Raw genomic sequence first — 18,678 nt, 5'->3', positions numbered from 1 at the left:
ACGGCCTCCACGCCTTTACTAATCCAGGTTCGGCTCACACCGTCACCTGCGTCCCGACCTCGACCACACGCCCGGTTGGGATCTGGAAAAAGTCCGTCGCGTCGCTCGCAGACTTGGACAGGCTGATGAACAGCTTGTCCTGCCAGCGCGGCATGCTCGACCGGTTTGCGGGGCGGATCGAACGCCGCGAGACAAAGAACGAGGTCGACATGATGTCGAACTTGAAGCCCTGCTTGCGCAGAAGGGCCAGCCCGCGCGGAATGTTCGGCGCCTCCATGTAGCCGAAGGTCATGATCGCGCGCCAGAATGAGTCGCCCAGCGGCTCGATCCGGACGCGCTCCTCGTCACTCACGCGCGGATCGTCGGCGGTCCTGACCGTCAGCACCACGTTCTTCTCGTGCAGGATCTTGTTGTGTTTGAGGTTGTGCAGCAGGGCGGCCGGGGCGGTGGCGGCGTCGCTCGTCATGAAGATGGCTGTGCCCTTCACCCGATGCGGCGGACTCTTCTCCAGCATGCCGATAAGCTCAAGCAGCGGCACATCGCTTTTGCGCGTCTTCTCGAACAGGATGCGTGTGCCCCGCCGCCAGGTCAGCATGAGCGTGACCAGAAGCACGCCGACGAGCAGCGGCATCCAGCCGCCCTGCGGGATCTTCAGGGCGTTCGCAGCCAGGAAGATCGTATCCACAAGCAGGAACGGTGCGACGACGACAGCGGCCAGTCCGAGCGGCCATTTCCAGAACCGCCACGCCACAATGAACAGCAGGCATGAAGTGATGACCATGTCACCGGTCACAGCAAGGCCGTAGGCATGCGACAGCGCGCTCGAGCTCTGGAACGCGACGACCAGAATGAGGACGGAGAGCAGGAGCAGGAAGTTCACCTTAGGAATGTAGATTTGCCCTTTCTCGGTCTCGGATGTCCAGCGGATCTCCATCCGCGGCAGCAAGCCTAACTGGATCGCCTGCTGGGTCAGGGAGAAGGCCCCGGTGATCACCGCCTGGCTGGCGATGATGGTAGCCAGTGTCGCCATCCCGACCATCGGCAGAAGTGCCCACGAGGGATAAAGCAGGAAGAACGGGTTCTCGATCTTGCCGGGATCATCAAGGAGGAGCGCCCCCTGACCAAAGTAATTGAGGGCCAGGCAGGGTAGGACAAAGCCCAGCCAAGTGGTTCGGATCGGGCGGCGTCCGAAGTGACCCATGTCGGCATACAGCGCCTCGGCACCGGTGACGGCCAGGAACACGGCCCCGAGGGCAAGAAGCCCGGCCGTGCCATGGTTTGCCAGGAAGGCAATGCCGTAGGTCGGGCTGATCGCCATCAGGATGCTCGGAGCATCGGCGATATGGAGCAGCCCGCCAAGGGCCATCAGGGCAAACCACAGCGCCGTGATCGGTCCAAACCAGGCGGCGACGCGGGCCGTGCCATGGCTCTGCACCGCAAACAGGCCAATCAGGATGCCTAAGCTGAGCGGCACCACATAGGGCTCGAAGGCGGGCGTCACCAGCTTGATGCCTTCGACGGCGGACAGGACGGAGATGGCCGGCGTGATGATGGCGTCGCCGTAGAACAGGGCGGCTCCGATCATGCCGAGCAGGCTGATCACGAACACGTTGTGACCCACCGCCCGCTGCGCCAGCGCCATCAGGGTCAGTGTGCCGCCCTCACCGTTGTTGTCAGCCCGTAGGACCAGGACCACGTACTTGATCGTGACGGTGATGATCAGCGCCCAGAGGATCAGCGACACGATCCCGAACACCATCTCGCGGGTAACGGTCCCGCCATCGGCCGCCGCCGCAAGGGACTCCTTCAGCGCATACAGAGGACTCGTGCCGATGTCGCCATAAACGACCCCAAGCGAGCCCAGAGCCAGCATCCAGGACCTGGACGCAGGATGGGCGGAGGGCTGGGCCGACAGTTCGGCGGAACCAGGCTGACTTGGTACTGATGAAGTCATGTTATCTCTTTGTGTCGCGGCTCAGGGATTGGCCCCGGGTCGCCTGATCCGCCGGAACGGGGTGACGTTGCTGGGAGCAGAACCCTGAATCTTTCGGAGCTGAGCTTGGACGAGGGCACCAAAGATCGCCATGGCCGGGTCGTCGTGCTGGAAGTCGGCCACGTCCTCGATCCAGTTGATGGCTAGGCCGCGGACGCAGATCGCGCAACTCCACCGCCTGTCGTCGCAGGAGAGGTGATGGATCACCCAGTCCGGCAGCTCCCAGCCGACCAGCCAGAAGCCCAGGTCGACCCAGGCCTCCGCCTCGACCAGCCGCGGTACTGGGGTGGCGGGTTTGGGCGTGGCTTGGAACCGGGGACAGGCGTGCCCCAGAAGCTCGGCGACTATATCGGCGGTCGGCATGGAAGCCGCCTTGATCCTCGACAGGAGCGAGCGGAGAGCGCGTTCCTGATTTTGCCTGAGCCACATGCCGGTTGTTCCTGTCGGTCAGGAGCACGTGCTGGTTGCCAATTCTAAACACCGAAGGACCATGTCCTGACCTGCCGGCGAGACATGGCTCGACTTCACATAAAAATGCGATGCGGAAGTGCGTTGCGCGTTATAAAGACAGTATAAAAGTGCTGGCCCGCCCAGCGCCTAGGTCGTGTCAAGCAGGCGGTAGCCAATGCCCGGCTCGGTCAGGATGAAGCGTGGATCGGACGGGTTCGGCTCAAGCTTCTGCCGGAGCTGGCTGACATAGACCCGTAGATACTGGGTATCGTGCTCGTGGGCCGGTCCCCATACCGCTGTCAGGATCTGCCGGTGCGTCACCACCTTGCCGGCATGACGCGCCAGGAAGGCAAGGAGGTCGAACTCCTTCGGGCTGAGGCTGACCTCGTCTCCCTGCCAGGTCGCCCGCCGCCGCGGAACATCAATTTCCAGGCCGCCGATGCGCACAACCGGCGTCTCACCCCGGCGCTGCATGCGATGGCGCAGGGCGGCCCGCAGCCGGGCCATCAGTTCGCCGACGCCAAACGGCTTATTGACGAAGTCGTCCGCTCCCAGGTCGAGGGAGGCGATTTTCTCGGCTTCCCGGTCGCGAGCCGAGAGGACGATGATCGGCACATCGGACCACTCCCGAACCCGGGCGATGACGTCCTTACCGTCCATGTCAGGCAGGCCCAGGTCCAGAATGACGATATCGGGTGCATCCGAGGCGATCTGCCGGAGAGCAGCGCATCCCGTCTCGGCCCTGAGGACCTCGTAATCGTTTGCTGCAAGCGCCGGGGAGAGAAACCGATGAATGGCCGGCTCGTCGTCAACCACGAGAACGCGGGTTGGGTGGGTCATGGACTATCCTATGCCAGTGGCAGCCGCATCTCAATCCGGGTTCCCCGATGGTTCGCCACCGGGCTGATCGCGCCGACGGTGCCCCGATGGGCTTCGATGATTCCCTTCACGATGGCGAGGCCGAGACCGGTGCCTTCGCCGGCATCGCCAGGCCTTGGCGCGCGGGCGAACTTCTCGAAGATGTGCGGCAGCCCCGCGGGAGCGATCCCAGGCCCATCGTCGGTGACGGAGAGCACAGCCATCTCATTCTCGCGTCTCGCGTCGAGAACAATGCGGGCGCCGGGGCCTGCGTGCTGGATCGCATTGCCGACCACATTCGCCAGAACCTGGTCGAGCAGGTTCGGATCCGCGAAGATGAAGGGCAGCCGCTCCTCTACGACGATATGGAACGTCTGCGGAGCCCCCCGCCGCTTCGCCGTCACGGCAGCCCGGTCAAACAGTTCCTGGAGATCCAGCCAATCGCGATTGAACTCAAGCGCCCCGGCCTCCAGACGGGTCATGGCCAAGAGGTTGCGGACCATGCCATCCAGGTGCTCGGCCTCGTCCTTTACTTGGGCGAGCAGGTCCCGCTGGACTGGCTCCGGCAGCCGAGTGCCGTATTCGATCAAACTGGTCGCGGCTCCCAGGATCGACGCAAGCGGAGTGCGAAAGTCATGGCTGACCGAGGCGAGAAGCGTGTTGCGGATCCGTTCGGCCTCGGCGGCCGTGCGGGCAGCGGAGACCTCCTGGCCGAGACGGGCCCGCTCCAGAGCCGTTGCCGTGAGTTCGGCCAGGGTCTCGAACAACGTTCGCGCCATGGGATCGAGAGGAGCATCATTGGCTTGAGCCAGTCCGATGACGCCGACGGCTCCATCGGGCGTGCGCAACGGCAGAAAGAGCCAGGGGATGGACGGGCAGAGCGTGGTTCCCGCACCGGTCGTCTCCCCCTTCGTGAGGGCGAGGTTTGCGGCTGAGAGTGCTTCGGGGTCGAGCTGGTCCTCCGGCGGCCAAGCCGCCGATACGACAAGGCCGTCTCCCTCCCGCAGCAGGATCAGGCATGGGCGATGCAGGTTGTCATGGGCCTGGATGGCGGCATGGTCCAACACGGATTGCGTGTCGGCGAGCGCCGAAAGACGGCGGGCGAACTTGTACAGGCGCCGGGAGGCTACAGCGCGCTCAGCCGCCCGCCGTGCCTGGTCCCGGGCGCGGCCGGCTATGGTTGAGGTCAGGACGGCGGCGGCCAAGAAGACGAAGAGCGCCAGCAGTTCATGAGGTTCTGCGACGGAGAGGGATTGGCGCGGCACAATGAAGAAGTAGTTGTAGGCCAGGAACGAGAGCCCCGACGAGAATAGCGCCGGCCAGATGCCGAAGCGCGCGGCGGAGAACAACACCGCAAGCAGGAACACCATCGAGACATTCGGCAGAGGGACCAGTGCGATCAATGCGAGGCCGACGCCAGCGGCGATCACAACTGCCCCGGTGGACCAGACGTAGGGCCAAACCATCTTCATAAGACGGCTGCCGCCCCTGGCATGTGTCCAAAGGTTCCTGCGCCCGTTGCCTCGAACGGACCATATGGTACGAGGCGACCGGGGGCCGAATGTAACCATCGGGTGTGTGACCTATGTTATTCCGAAGCCATGGCCAGAGGCTGCCCCGAACACCAAGTATCCCGGAGCGTGGTTGCCATGGCTGAGTGACGTAACACGGTCGTGCTGAACCGTTAAGCTGGTTCCCAGAGACCAGGCTGGATCAGGCCTGGGCCTAGAGCCAACGGTTTTGACAGCAGGACAGACTGGTGCCAGGGGCTGGAAGCAACCTACCTATAGCATTACTCGGAGCGAAGGTCCGGAGTGGGTCGATGCTGTTGAAAAACTCCTGAGGGCTGCTTCGTACATCTATTACTAGCGTCAGCGTGCCAGATCAGGTCCAACATCCTGTATGCTGATCACGCGAAAACCGGCAGTTGCGGAGTTTTTCAACAGCATCGGTCAAACTGAGCCATTAAACTGGGCCGCATCAAGGTCCGCTAACTCCACGATTGCGGAAGTAAAGCTAAGGTCAGTTCCGTGCCAGGAACCGAAATTCCGTACGTTTTCGGAATGTCCGCTTCAGCGAGGGTTGCGGTCTTTGAGCCTATGAGCTGGGACTGGCGATCCAAATCGCCTCCCTTGAACACAGGGTTAGAGAACAGGTGTTCAACTTAGATAACGGTGATGGCTGGTTCTTTGGCGACGTGGAGCGTCCGTGCGCCTGATTTGGGGGACTCCCCTGCAAACGCGCGCAGCAAGCTTTATCGCGCGTACCTGCTCCTACGCACCACAGGTTAGGATCTGTCTTTCATAACAATCTCGCGGAAGCTCTCCTCAAATTTGCTTCCCCAGAAAGGGACAAACCCAACTAGGAGATCTGACGTGCGGCCAAGCACCAAGCAGTCAGCCTCCGGAGGGGTGTCGTGGCGTTTCAGGTAGATATTCAGTACGACACCGCTCATGCAAAACTGGAAGGCGCCGTCGAGTTTTACAGGACCTGAGACAAACTTCGAGAAGATATCTCTGGGCATCCTTTGTACTAAAATATCGAAGTACGAAGAGCGGTCATCCTGCTCGAACACGCGGCGGGTTCGTTCGAGATCTGCAAGCCCGAGTTCGATCTGAATTTCGTCTCGCGACGTTACAGCTGAACGCCACAAAAGGGACGCGGCAAAGCCTTGTAGCAGGCGGATGTCAGGAGCTTTTATCCAGTAGGCAAAGTACTTTGAGCCTAGGCTTCCACGTTCTAGGAAGCCGTCCTCTCGCTTATACAGATCTCGCCTCCTTGGCCAAGGCAGCAGAACCTTAGCCGCATAGTCATCGAACCGTCCAAGCTGCCGGTCGCATTCCGCACATAGAATGTTCCGGTCGAAGACACCCTTTGGTCGCGGATCCTGCCTGTTGCTACTTAAGGTGTAAGCGCGAATGTTGGACGACTTCGGATATAAGCCCCAGGGTATAATGTGAGCGTCGCAGAGCTTTTTCTGCGAGTTGCAGAGCTGGCACATCCCAATCCGACTCACTCTACCACCTCATCCAGCCCTAAACCCGTTCACATGTTCACGCCGGAAAGCTGGGGCAGCAACGCCCAGTGCTTGCCTCATGACCCCAATCCATAACAAACGAAGCCGCCTATGGGCACCTTCGCTTAAGCTTCTGAAGCTTCCAGAGTGATGATTGATGGGCCGGTAAGATATGAAGCCCCGACCCTAGTCCCAAGACAAGCGCGCGGGTCGGATGTACGCCTCGCATGGTCGAGATCCTAATGATGATCCCAATCTTAGAGGGCGCACGGGCATGTATCACGCTGATTTCGAAGCACCAGTGTGCTTTTCGTGCTTACTATGTGATTACCAAAAACTGGTGCTATGGCCCGCCGGATGGCCACAAATAAGCTAAACCTCTGAAATATATGGTGAGCGCGCTGGGACTCGAACCCAGGACCCTCTGATTAAAAGTCAGATGCTCTACCGGCTGAGCTACGCGCTCCCAGAGGTGAGCCCGAGATAGGGGGTCTCGGGCCTGAGGTCAATCGAAAAGCCCTGCCTTGGGGCCAATTCCTCAGCTCCACAGCCCGAAAAAGGCTGTGACTTGGACACTCTTTCGCGAGGTGACCGCCCTAGGCGAGAAAGCTTAGCCCTCCGTCACCATGGCCGTGTTGTCGGCGTGCTGACCCGCTTCCGCCTTGCTGTCCCGCTCACCCTTGGCCCAACCTTCCTTGACTTCGCCAATATAGCTTTCGAGCCTACCGTCAGCGATAGCCTTGCGCAGGCCGGCCATAAGCTCCTGATAATAGGCCAGGTTGTTCCAGGTCAGCAGCATCATCCCTAAGATCTCATTCGAACGGACGAGATGGTGCAGGTAGGCCCTGGAATAGGTGTTGGAGGCCGTGCACTTCGATTCCGGATCGAGGGGAGCGGTATCCTCGGCGAAACGGGCGTTGCGCAGGTTCATGCGCCCATGGCGGGTGAAGACCTGCCCGTGGCGACCCGCCCGCGTGGGCATGACGCAGTCGAACATGTCGACGCCCCGGCGCACCGCCTCGACGATGTCGTCCGGCGTGCCCACGCCCATGAGATAGCGGGGTTTTTCCTTGGGCATATGCGGCTCGACCGTCTCGATCATCCGCAACATCACCTCCTGCGGCTCGCCCACGGCGAGCCCGCCGATGGCGTAACCCTTGAGGTCGAGGGCGGCGAGCTCCCTGGCGCTCTCGATGCGCAGCCGCTCCACCGCTCCGCCCTGGACGATGCCGAACATGGCCTTGCCCGGCTGCTCGCCGAACGCCACCCGACAGCGCTCCGCCCAGCGCAGGGACAGGCGCATGGCCTTCTCGGCCACCTCATCGGAACAGGGCAGCTTCACGCACTCGTCGAGCTGCATCTGGATGTCGGAGCCGAGCAGGCCCTGGATCTCGATGGAGCGCTCGGGCGTCAGCACATGGGTCGAGCCGTCGATATGGGACTGGAAGGTCACTCCCGTCTCGTCGATCTTGCGCAGGGCCGACAGGGACATGACCTGGAAGCCCCCGGAATCGGTGAGGATCGGATAGGGCCAGTTCATGAAGTGATGCAGCCCGCCTAGCCGCGCCACCCGCTCCGCGCCGGGGCGGAGCATGAGGTGATAGGTGTTGCCGAGCACCACGTCGGCGCCGAGCGCCTTCACCTGGTCGGGATACATGGCCTTCACGGTCGCGGCTGTGCCGACCGGCATGAAGGCGGGCGTACGGATGACGCCGCGGGGCATCCGGATCTCGCCGGTGCGCGCCGTCCCGTCGGTCTTGTTGACGCTGAAGGTGAAAGTCTCGGTGGTCATTCAGAATCCTGCCTGGGAATGGATCCCCTTCCCGCGCGTTCCGCGCCCCGGGGATGACATGAAGCATCAACGCCGAAACAGCAAACTCGCATCGCCATAGGAGTAGAAGCGATAGCCTGTTTCGATGGCATGGGCATAGGCCGCCCTCATGCAATCCAGGCCTGCGAAAGCAGAGACCAGCATGAACAGGGTCGAGCGCGGGAGATGAAAATTGGTCATCAGTACGTCCACCGCCTTGAGGCGGTAGCCGGGTGTGATGAAGATGGCCGTATCCCCGGAGAAGGGCGCGATGGTTCCGTCCTCCCGGGCGGCGCTCTCCAGGAGTCTTAAGGACGTGGTGCCCACGGACACGATCCGCCCTCCCCTGGCCCGCGCCTCGTTCAGTGCCCGTGCGGTCTCCTCGGAGACGGAGCCCCATTCAGCATGCATCCGGTGCTCGGCGGTGTCCTCCGCCTTCACCGGCAGGAAGGTGCCCGCGCCCACGTGGAGCGTCACGAAATGCCGAGTGACGCCGCGCTCGTCCAGGCGGCGGAAAAGGTCTTCGGTGAAATGCAGGCCGGCGGTCGGGGCCGCAACCGCCCCTTCGTCCTTGGCATAGACTGTCTGATAGTCCGCACGATCCTTGTCATCCGTCGGGCGCTTGCCCGCAATATAGGGTGGAAGGGGCAACTCCCCGAGGCGGGCAATGGCCTCGTCCAGGAATGCACCGGCGAAGGAGAAGCGCAAAGCCACGTCGCCCCCCTCGCCCTTTTCCTCCACCTCGGCATCGAGCCGCACGAGTTCGCAAGCGGTGCTCTCGGTCGCTTCGCCGAAACGGATACGATCGCCCACATTCAGCTTCTTGGCCGGCCGTGCGAAGGCGCGCCATCGGTCCGCTCCCTCGCGCTTGTGCAGCATGATCTCGACGCGAGCGGCGGTCTCCTCTCGCATGCGCAGGCCGTAGAGCCTCGACGGAATGACCTTCGTGTCGTTGAGCACCAGAACGTCGCCTGGCTGGAGCAGATCCGGCAGATCCCGGACGATCCGGTCGTCGAGGCCCTGCTCCGGGCTGACGACGAGCATGCGCGCAGCATCCCGCGGCTCCACGGGGCGGAGCGCGATGCTGGTTTCAGGCAGGTCGAAATCGAACAGATCGACGCGCATCGTACATTCATCCTCGCCGTCATGGCCGCATTTGTTGCGGCCATCCACGTGTTACAGCGACAAAACGTGGATGCCCGGGACGAGCCCGGGCATGATGGTAAAAGGTTATGGACCCTCAGGTCGCGTCCGCCGCGACCTTCATGGAAACGATGCGGTCGGGATCGCGCACGGGCTCGCCGCGCTTGATCTTGTCCACATTATCCATGCCTTCGGTCACCTTCCCCCAGACGGTGTACTGCTTGTCAAGGAAGCGGGCGTCGTCGAAGCAGATGAAGAACTGCGAGTTGGCAGAATGCGGGGCGTTCGTGCGGGCCATGGAGCAGGTGCCGCGCACATGCGGCTCAGCGTTGAACTCGGCCTTCAGGTCAGGCAGGTCGGAGCCGCCGGTGCCGGTGCCGGTGGGGTCGCCCGTCTGGGCCATGAAGCCTTCGATCACACGATGGAACGGCACGTTGTCATAAAAGCCCTTACGGGAGAGCGTCTTGATACGCTCCACGTGGCCCGGAGCCAGATCGGGGCGCAGCTCGATGACCACGCGGCCCTTGGTCGTCTCCATGATGATGGTGTTTTCCGGATCTGCCATCGGGATCTCCTGTGCTGGCTGGAAATGGGATAGTCTGCCCGCTCACATAGGCTGGGCATCGACGAAACGGAAGGAGAAGATGCGCCCGGCGACGGCACGCCCGAAACTTTCCGTGAACGGAAGCGGCGTGCAGCGCTCGAACGCCTCGCGCACCGCACGGGTGAAGGGCTCGCGCAGGTCGGCCTGCGTACCCGCCTTGTAGTAGGTGATCCGGGGCTGGCCTAGAACCTCGCCGCTGCGCTTGAAGCTGAGGCGTAACGTGATCTCCTGGCCCGAATAGCCGCTGCCGGCAGGCGGACGCCAGCAGGCTTGGACGGCCTGGAAGATCTGGGCAATGCGGTCGATGCGCTCGACCCGCGGCGCATCGGGCCGCGGGCGCACCGTGCCCCTCAAGCCTTCGGGCAGAGGCGGCGGCAACTGGCGCGGCTCCCGCCACTCGTCCGGGTCGAGAGCCGGCGACAGCACCTGCGCGGCAAGCGGAGCGGACGCCGGTCCCACCGAGAGGAGCGCGGCCACCATGAGCCACGCTCCGAATGTCCGCTCGAGCCGCATTACTTCGCGTCGGCAGCGAGCTGCATCTTCACGATCTTGTCGGGGTTCGACACCATGCCGTTGGCAGCGGAGTCTCCCTTCTTGATCTTGTCGACCACGTCCATGCCGGACACGACCTCGCCGAAGAGCGTATATTGCCCGGTGAGCGGACCGCAGCCCTCGTAGCAGATGAAGAACTGGCTATTGGCGGAGTTCGGGCTCTGGGAGCGGGCCATGCCGACGGACCCGCGCTTGTACTGGGTCTGGGTGAACTCGGCCGGAATGTTCGGCAGGTCGGACTTGCCGGTGCCGGTGCCGGTCGGGTCGCCCGTCTGGGCCATGAAGCCGTCGATCACCCGGTGGAAGACGACCCCGTTATAGAAGCCGCGATTCGTCAGGGCCTTGATCTGCTCCACATGCTTGGGAGCAAGGTCGGGGCGCAGGCGGATGGTGATGCGGCCGTCCTTCGTATCGAGAAAGACCGTGTTCTGCGGGTCGGCGGCCTGCTGGGCGGCGGCGGGAACGAGGCCGGCGAACACGAGCGCTCCGACTGCGAGCAAACGCTTCATGGGTGGATGTCTCCCTGTGGATGAAAAACTTATGGCCGCCTGAATTTGGCGGCCAAGTGCTCGGCGACAAGCCCTGGCACGAAGGCCGAGACATCGCCGCCCATCCCGGCGATCTGCCGCACAAGCGTGGCGGTGATGGGGCGGACAGTGGCCGAGGCCGGGAAGAAGAGGGTCTGGACCTCTGGCGCCATCGCGGCGTTCATGGAGGCCATCTGGATCTCGTAGTCGAAGTCCGTTCCGTCGCGCAGGCCGCGTACGATGAGCGTCGCCCCATGCCGGCGGGCAGCCTCGACGGCCAGATCGTTGAAGGTCACAACCTCAAGCGCGACGCCCCTCGCCTGCAGAATCGGCCCACAGACGGCTTTAAGCATCTCGGCCCGCTCCTCGGCCGGAAAGACCGGCGCCTTGGAGGAATGGACCCCGATGGCGACCACGATCCTGTCCGCCACGCTGCAGGCCTGGCGCAGGACGTCCAAGTGCCCGTTGGTGACGGGGTCGAAGCTGCCGGTATAGAGGGCGGTGCGTGTCATGAGGCCAAGGCGTAGCCGGATTGAAGCCGCCCGGCAAGCCGTGCGTTGGCACACGGCGGCCCGAACGGGTGCGTGGAATATTCCACCTAACCTAAAGTCAAGATTTCAGGAGAGCCCTATGATCTTCCGCCTTTGCATTGTCTTCGCTACCGCCGTTGCCGTGCTGAGCCCGGCTGCTCTGGCGAGCTTGGCCGTCTGAAGCTTCTAAGGAGAGTCTCAGCGAGACTCGCCAGCGCGCTCTATCCCCTATAACTTAGTTACAAACAGGGGAGCTGCAATGCTGAAGTCTCTGCGTATGTCTGTCGTCCTCGGCGGATGCATTATCACTGCTTTGCTTGTAGCAGCGGTTCTTCCGGCCCAAGCGCAACCCGTCCGTAGCGCAATCGCCCCTGCCATTTCAGTGGCGGAGATCGAGGGCTTCCCCTTTCCCAAGACTCTCGGCAACTTCACCCACCAGTCGAAGGTGGACTACAACACGCCAGGCCTAGGCTTCAGCGTGACCTATCTGGCCCCCAGTGGCGCCTGGGCCGACATCTATGTTTATGACAAGCAGCTCAAGCTGCCGACCGGGCCCGCGCTGCCACAGGCTAAACGAGAATTGGATATCGCGATCAGCGATGTCGGCAGCGCCTTGAAAAGCGGCGCCTACCAGAATGCCGAGCTTCTCGATAGCTCCACATCGGGCTCCTTCGCCATGGCGTACATGAAAATCACGCAACGCGGGACGGAGCGTGACTCCTACATCTTTGTCACCCTCCACAAAGGCATGTTCGTTAAAATCCGGGTTACGGCGGATCCCGGCGCAGGTGCGCGCCGGATGGCACAGGACTTAGCGGCGGACTACGAGCGCGTTCTCGAAAAGCGATAAAAAGAAAGGGCGCCAAATAGCGCCCTCTCCGTTTGATACGTTGGATAAATCCCTTACTCCTCGCCGCCCTCAGTCGCGGCATCGTCGATGCCCTCGACATCCTCGGCGTCTTCGCCCTCGATGTGCTCCACCGAGACCACCTTCTCCTTGTCGCGGGTGGAGAAGACGGTGACGCCCTGGGAGTTGCGGCCGACGACGCGGATGCCTTCCACCGGCACGCGGATCAGCTGGCCGCCATCGGTGACGAGCATGATCTGGTCCGAAGCCTCGACGGGGAACGAGGCCACCAGCTTGCCGTTGCGGCTGTTCACCGCCATGGCCGTGATGCCTTTGCCGCCGCGTCCGGTGATCCGGTACTCGTAGGAGAGCGTGCGCTTGCCGTAGCCTTTTTCGGACAGGGTCAGGATGCACTGCTCCTGCGCGCTCATCTCGGCATAACGCTCCTGCGAGAGCGAGACGTTCTCGGCTGAAGCCTCCTCCGCCTCGTCAGAGGCATCGGCATCCGAGCCCATCTGCTCGCCGGTGACCGCGCGGCGCATCTTGAGATAGGCCGCCCGCTCCTCGCCGGTCGCTTCCACGTGGCGCAGGATCGCCATGGAGATGATGTCGTCTCCCTCGGCAAGGTTGATGCCGCGAACGCCCATGGAATCGCGGCCCTTGAACACGCGCACATCCGTCACGGGGAAGCGGATGCATTGGCCCTTGGCCGTGGTGAGCAGCACGTCGTCGTTCTCCGAGCAGATCTGCACGTCGACGATATGCTCGCCCTCGCCCAGCTTCATGGCGATCTTGCCGCCGCGATTGACCTGGACGAAGTCGGACAGCTTGTTGCGGCGAACGGTGCCGCGGGAGGTGGCGAACATCACGTCCAGCTTGTCCCAGGACGCTTCCTCCTCCGGCAGCGGCATGATGGTGGTGATGCGCTCGCCCTGCTTGATGGGCAGCATGTTCACCAGGGCCTTGCCCTTGGCGTTGGGAGCCGCCAGCGGCAGGCGCCACACCTTCTCCTTGTAGGCCTGTCCTTCGGAGGAGAAGAAGATGACAGGCGTGTGGGTGTTGGCCACGAACAGGCGGGTGACGAAATCCTCGTCGCGCGTGGTCATGGCGGAGCGGCCCTTGCCGCCGCGGCGCTGCGCCCGGTAGGTCGAGAGCGGCACGCGCTTGATGTAGCCGGCATGGGACACGGTCACGACCATGTCCTCGCGGGCGATCAGGTCCTCGTCGTCGAGGTCCGATTCCCAATCCACGATCTGCGTCTTGCGCGGATTCGCGAAGGTGTTGCGGACATCCGTGAGCTCGCCCTTGATGATGCCCATGATGCGCTCGCGCGAGCGCAGGATGTCGAGGTAGTCCGAGATCTCGGCCGCGAGCTTCGACAGCTCGTCGCCGATCTCGTCCCGGCCCAGAGCCGTGAGGCGCTGCAGGCGCAGGTCGAGAATGGCGCGGGCCTGCGTCTCCGACAGGCGGTACGTGCCGTCCTCGTTGATCTTGTGGCGCGGGTCGTCCACGAGCGCGATCAGCGGCGCGATATCGTGCGCCGGCCAGTCGCGGCCCATGAGGGACTCGCGGGCGGCGTTCGGATCCGGCGCGGTGCGGATGAGGCGGATCACCTCGTCGATATTGGCCACCGCGATAGCCAGGCCGCACAGCACGTGGGCGCGCTCGCGGGCCTTGTTGAGCAGGAACTTGGTCCGGCGCGACACGACCTCCTCGCGGAAGTCGACGAAGGCCTGGATCAGGTCCTTGAGCGTCATCAGCTCGGGACGGCCGCCGTTGAGCGCGACCATGTTGCAGCCGAAGCTCGTCTGCAGCGGGGTGTAGCGGTAGAGCTGGTTGAGCACCACGTCGGCCATCGCGTCGCGCTTGATCTCGACCACGATGCGCATGCCGTCGCGGTCGGATTCGTCGCGAAGATCCGCAATACCCTCGATCTTCTTCTCGCGCACGAGCTCGGCGATCTTCTCGATCAGCGAGGCCTTGTTCACCTGATACGGGATCTCGGTGAAGATGATCGCCTCACGGTCCTTCCGGACCTCCTCGATCTCGGACTTGGCCCGCATGATCACGGAACCGCGGCCCGTGGTGTAGGCCGAGCGCGCGCCGGAGCGGCCGAGGATCAGGGCGCCGGTCGGGAAGTCCGGCCCGGGAATGATCTCGATCAGCTCCTCGGCGGAGATGCCGGGATTGTCGATGAAAGCCAGGCAGCCGTCGATGACCTCGCCCAGATTGTGGGGAGGCATGTTGGTGGCCATGCCGACCGCGATGCCGCCGGCGCCGTTGACGAGCAGGTTCGGGAAGCGCGCCGGCAGCACCGACGGCTCGTCCTTGGACTCGTCGTAGTTGGGCGTGAAGTCGACCGTGTCCTTGTCGATGTCGTCGAGGAGCGGCATCGCCGCCTTGGCGAGGCGGGACTCGGTGTAGCGCATGGCTGCCGGCGGATCGCCGTCCACGGAGCCGAAGTTGCCCTGCCCGTCCACGAGCATGAGGCGCAGCGAGAAGTCCTGCGCCATGCGCACCAAGGCGTCATAGATCGCACTGTCGCCGTGCGGGTGGTACTGACCCATCACGTCGCCGACGATACGGGCGGACTTCACGTATTTCTTGTCGGGCGTGTAGCCGTTCTCGTGCATCGAGTAGAGGATGCGCCGGTGCACGGGCTTGAGGCCGTCGCGCGCATCGGGCAGAGCGCGGCTCACGATCACGCTCATGGCGTAATCGAGATAGGAGCGCTTCATCTCGTCGACGATGGAAATCATCTTGATGTCGCTGGCCGGCTGGTCCCCGCCGGGGCCGCCGGAGCGGATATCGTTCGGATCGGTCAAGGTTGGTCTTTCTTAAAACGGTCTGCCCTTTCGCGAGAGGCGGCTTATCGGTGCCGCTTCGTCAAGCCATCCGGCAGGCCCGCGAATCCAATTGAAATCAGGCTCTTACATGGGGGAGAACGCGGCGTTTTTCAAGCTTTTTGACGGGTTTTCCAGAGGCAAGGCGAGAGGCAAAATCCGTTTACGTTTCAGCAACTTATTGTCAGGCCGACCAGGGTCGGGATGGGTTGCCGCCTGTGGCACATTCGCAAGAGGGAACGGAAGATGATGCGCTGGCTCAAGGAGGCTTCGCAAGTAGCTGACGTTGCTCAGTTTTTGCCCGCTCGCTCCGCCGATGCCTTTTAGCCCGGACCCTATAGGCGATACGGGAACGTCACCCGATGGAGCGCCAGAGAAGAAGAGGAGACCGGGATAGGTCCCAGTGCGTGGTGTAGCTCGACGGGAGCCCAGCGGTTGGCCCGCGCGCCCTCAGTCGCGCCGTAGCGGGCCGGGCGCTGGGCGGGTGGTCATCGGCGATTTCCGGTTAGGGTTGGGTTGCGACATCCACCTGCAACCGAGAGAACCCCCGATGACCAACCCCATGATGGACCTCAAGAGCCTCGTCGAGAAGACCCCGGACGCCGACCTGCTGCGCGAGATGATCAGCTTCGCGGCCGAACGCCTGATGGAGCTGGAGGTCGGCGCCCTCGCGGGCGCCGCCTATGGCGAGAAGAGCCCGGAGCGCCTGGCCCAGCGCAACGGCTACCGCGAACGCGATTGGCACACCCGCGCCGGCACGGTCGAACTGCGCATCCCAAAGCTGCGCACCGGCTCCTACTTTCCGGGCTTTCTCGAGCCGCGCCGCATGGCCGAGAAGGCGCTGACCGCCGTGATCCAGGAGGCCGACATCCAGGGCATCTCCACCCGCTCGGTCGATGATCTCGTCAAGGCTTTGGGCATGACCGGCATCTCCAAGAGCCAGGTGAGCCGCTTGTGCGAGGAGATCGACGAGCGGGTCAACGCCTTCCTGGAGCGGCCGATCGAGGGCGAGTGGCCCTACCTGTGGGTCGACGCCACCTACGTGAAGGTGCGCCAGAACGGGCGCATCGTCTCGGTGGCGGTGATTGTGGCGGTGGGCGTCAACAGCGACGGCCGGCGCGAGGTGCTGGGCCTGGACATCGGCCCATCGGAGGCCGAGCCGTTCTGGACCGCGTTTCTGCGCCAGCTCACCCGGCGGGGCTTGCGCGGCGTGAAGCTGGTGATCTCGGACGCGCATGAGGGGATCAAGGCCGCCGTGTCCAAGGGGCTGAGCGCGACCTGGCAGAGGTGTCGGGTGCACTTCATGAGGAATGCCCTGGCGCACGCCGGCAAGAATGGCCGGCGGGTGGTGTCGGCCTTCATGGCCACGGCCTTTGCCCAGAATACGCCGGAAGCCGCCCGGCAGCAGTGGCGGCAAGTCGCCGACCAACTCCGTCCCAAGCTGCCGAAGCTGTCAGCCCTGATGGATGAGGCCGAGACAGATGTGCTGGCCTATATGAGCTTTCCGGCTCCGCACCGGACCAAGCTGCATTCGACCAACCCGCTCGAGCGGCTCAACGGCGAGATCAAGCGCCGGACGGATGTGGTGGGCATCTTCCCGAACGAGGCGGCGATCCGGCGGCTGGTCGGCGCGATCCTGCTGGAGCAGAACGATGAGTGGGCGGTGCAGCGCGCTCGCTATCTGACACTGGAAACCATGGCGCCGATGAGCGATGATCTCTTGGTCAGCTTGCCTGCCGTGGCAATCTGATCATCCCGGCTCTGGCCGGTGATCGTGGTGACCCGCCGTCAGTTACACCACCCCAAGGGACACGATCCCAGACCGTCCCTGGTGTCATCCCCGCGCAGGCGGGGATCTATAAACACAACGCTTTGAGAAAGGTGGGCAGCGTTACGCTTCGTTCTGCCTCGTCAGCGGTTATGGATCCCGGGCTCCGCTCACGCGACCCCGGGATGACGGTGCTTTACTCGTCTTACGATCCCGGATCGGCTGCGCCGTCCGGAATGACGCTGGTGGGTTGTCAAAGAGCCAGCGCCTTGTGGCCCGCAGCGTGAGCTGCGAGCCTGAAGGTCAGTCGAGGGTGGCGCGTTGTGCAGCCCGGCTCGATGTATGGTGTGGAAGGTGAGAGCCAGACTGCTCGTCACGCGCGGTTTGTTTCAGCGGACCTGGATCGTGCCAGGATCGGCCACCTGCGATCACAGGCTTGCGAGGCCTGCGGCAGGACCGCTCCTCACCCCGCATCTGCGACGCCTCGCGAGCGCGCCCCTCGTCGGGCGAGGATGTCCATAGCTATAGCCCAGCTTAGGACCAAAGTCAAGAACAAAATGAGAACAAACCCTCACTCTCTCCGTGATGGCCGGGCTCGTCCCGGCCATCCACGTCTTGAAAACCGCAGCGCATCAAAGACGTAGATCCCCGGAACAAGTTCGGGGATGACGGAGAGGTTGTCAAAATTGGAGGGTGTTATTCCCGGCGAGCGCAGCGGAGGGGACGGGAATCCACTCAGACGCTTAGCGCTATGGATCCCCTTCCCGGCCTCACGGCCGCCGGGGATGACACCCGCTCGTCATGGGGCGCCAATTGCGCGGGGGATTGAGCTACGCCCTCAGCAACATCGCCGTCGTGTCGTCGCTCAGCTTGAAGCGCGGATAGAGCCTCCCGTCCGGGTCGCGCTCGGTCTCGATCTCCCTCGCGAGTCTTGCCAAGGGCTCCAGGCCGGTGGCCAGGGCTGCTTCCATCAGCGCGGCGGCATCCATGGCCCGGTAGAGGTCGACCAGGGCCGAGAAGCCGTCGGAGGCCAGCAGGATTGTCGTGCCGTCCGCGCAGGGCGCCGTCTCGTGCCGCAGCCTTTCGGCGGCGTCCGGGTTGAGGCTCAGGAGGGCGGCCGGAATGCCGCTTTTGCGCTGGCGCTCGCGGCGCTCCCCGAGCCAAGCGAGGAACACGGGCTCGTCGAGAATGGCGGTAGGCCGGGAGCCTGCCTGCCGCATCAGCTCGGCGGCCTTGGCGGATTCGAAGTCCCGCAGGCCGGGCGCATCCCCGAGAACCTGGACCGCCCCATCGAGCTGGTGGAGATAGGCCGTGGTGTCGCCGAAGGTCCAGGCATCGAGCACCCTGCCCCGGCGGCACACCAGGGTCATGGCCCCGAGCGGCCAGGCGACGAAATCCTCATGCCGATCCACAGGCGCGACGGCCCGGTAGGCGATCCGGGCCTCCTCCATGACATGGCGCAGGAGGGCGGCGCCGTCCTGCGCCTGCGGCGCAAGGTTCGAGAGCCGCTCGTCCGCGAAGGCCGCGAGCCACGCGGCATCGCTGGCCTCGTGCACGACCGGCGTCGTGCCGGGGAAGATCGAGGTGTCGATCACCCACGCCCAATCTCCGCAAGCGCCGCAGATGTCCTCGTTGGGCTTGTCCGGATGCCCCGGCCAGCTGATCCGATCCAAAATCGTGAACATCGTTGCCCCGCCCCTCGCCAAACGCCGCCGGGGACGCCATAACGCAAAGCTT

At 63.6% G+C, this 18,678-nt stretch carries 15 protein-coding genes and 1 tRNA gene; 2 read left to right on the top strand and 14 right to left on the bottom strand.

The window, feature by feature from the left end; all coding sequences use genetic code 11:
* Nucleotides 1-34 precede the first annotated feature (34 nt).
* The 12 genes from MA07_RS14620 to coaD form a co-directional block, all read right to left on the bottom strand.
* Complete coding sequence (locus MA07_RS14620) at nt 35-1,954, bottom strand: potassium transporter Kup (protein ID WP_036352078.1); 1,920 nt, start codon at nt 1,952-1,954, stop codon at nt 35-37.
* A gap of 21 nt (nt 1,955-1,975) precedes the next feature.
* Entirely contained in the window at nt 1,976-2,422 is a 447-nt protein-coding gene (locus MA07_RS14615; RefSeq protein WP_036352076.1) for a hypothetical protein, read from the bottom strand.
* A 168-nt stretch (nt 2,423-2,590) separates the two neighbouring features.
* A complete protein-coding gene (locus MA07_RS14610) occupies nt 2,591-3,283 on the bottom strand; it encodes a response regulator (RefSeq protein ID WP_036352073.1) in 693 nt (230 codons plus the stop codon).
* An 8-nt stretch (nt 3,284-3,291) separates the two neighbouring features.
* Nucleotides 3,292-4,773, bottom strand: a complete 1,482-nt coding sequence (locus tag MA07_RS14605) for a DUF4118 domain-containing protein (protein ID WP_052003178.1) — start codon at nt 4,771-4,773, stop codon at nt 3,292-3,294.
* An 815-nt stretch (nt 4,774-5,588) separates the two neighbouring features.
* Complete coding sequence (locus tag MA07_RS14600) at nt 5,589-6,317, bottom strand: hypothetical protein (RefSeq protein ID WP_152568875.1); 729 nt, start codon at nt 6,315-6,317, stop codon at nt 5,589-5,591.
* Nucleotides 6,318-6,707: 390 nt separating this feature from the next.
* Nucleotides 6,708-6,783, bottom strand: a tRNA-Lys gene (locus tag MA07_RS14595).
* Between the two features lie 144 nt (nt 6,784-6,927).
* Nucleotides 6,928-8,109: a tRNA guanosine(34) transglycosylase Tgt gene (gene tgt / locus MA07_RS14590; RefSeq protein ID WP_036352065.1), complete on the bottom strand. Its 1,182-nt coding sequence runs from the start codon at nt 8,107-8,109 to the stop codon at nt 6,928-6,930.
* Between the two features lie 66 nt (nt 8,110-8,175).
* Complete coding sequence (gene queA / locus MA07_RS14585; RefSeq protein WP_036352062.1) at nt 8,176-9,252, bottom strand: tRNA preQ1(34) S-adenosylmethionine ribosyltransferase-isomerase QueA; 1,077 nt, start codon at nt 9,250-9,252, stop codon at nt 8,176-8,178.
* Nucleotides 9,253-9,367: 115 nt separating this feature from the next.
* The gene (locus MA07_RS14580; protein WP_036352059.1) at nt 9,368-9,835 is read right to left on the bottom strand and encodes a peptidylprolyl isomerase; all 468 of its coding nucleotides are present in this window, start codon (nt 9,833-9,835) and stop codon (nt 9,368-9,370) included.
* Between the two features lie 42 nt (nt 9,836-9,877).
* A complete protein-coding gene (locus MA07_RS14575; protein ID WP_152568874.1) occupies nt 9,878-10,354 on the bottom strand; it encodes a hypothetical protein in 477 nt (158 codons plus the stop codon).
* 32 nt (nt 10,355-10,386) lie between these two features.
* Nucleotides 10,387-10,935, bottom strand: coding sequence for a peptidylprolyl isomerase (locus MA07_RS14570; protein ID WP_036352056.1), 549 nt, complete (start codon nt 10,933-10,935; stop codon nt 10,387-10,389).
* A gap of 29 nt (nt 10,936-10,964) precedes the next feature.
* Nucleotides 10,965-11,465, bottom strand: coding sequence for a pantetheine-phosphate adenylyltransferase (coaD, locus tag MA07_RS14565; protein WP_036352051.1), 501 nt, complete (start codon nt 11,463-11,465; stop codon nt 10,965-10,967).
* Between the two features lie 277 nt (nt 11,466-11,742).
* Here coaD and MA07_RS27845 point away from each other — a divergent pair, with 277 nt between their 5' ends.
* A complete protein-coding gene (locus tag MA07_RS27845) occupies nt 11,743-12,333 on the top strand; it encodes a hypothetical protein (protein ID WP_052003176.1) in 591 nt (196 codons plus the stop codon).
* 53 nt (nt 12,334-12,386) lie between these two features.
* Here the strand turns inward: MA07_RS27845 and gyrA are convergent, their stop codons facing one another.
* Entirely contained in the window at nt 12,387-15,089 is a 2,703-nt protein-coding gene (gene gyrA / locus MA07_RS14555) for a DNA gyrase subunit A (RefSeq protein ID WP_052003186.1), read from the bottom strand.
* Between the two features lie 634 nt (nt 15,090-15,723).
* Here gyrA and MA07_RS14550 point away from each other — a divergent pair.
* Nucleotides 15,724-16,923: an IS256 family transposase gene (locus MA07_RS14550; protein WP_036352048.1), complete on the top strand. Its 1,200-nt coding sequence runs from the start codon at nt 15,724-15,726 to the stop codon at nt 16,921-16,923.
* Between the two features lie 848 nt (nt 16,924-17,771).
* Here MA07_RS14550 and MA07_RS14545 read toward each other — a convergent pair.
* Complete coding sequence (locus MA07_RS14545; protein WP_036352046.1) at nt 17,772-18,626, bottom strand: protein phosphatase 2C domain-containing protein; 855 nt, start codon at nt 18,624-18,626, stop codon at nt 17,772-17,774.
* Nucleotides 18,627-18,678: the final 52 nt, after the last annotated feature.

The sequence above is a fragment of the Microvirga sp. BSC39 genome, assembly GCF_000739015.1.
Taxonomy (GTDB): Bacteria; Pseudomonadota; Alphaproteobacteria; order Rhizobiales; family Beijerinckiaceae; genus Microvirga.
This window is presented reverse-complemented; position numbering and strand designations above follow the sequence as displayed.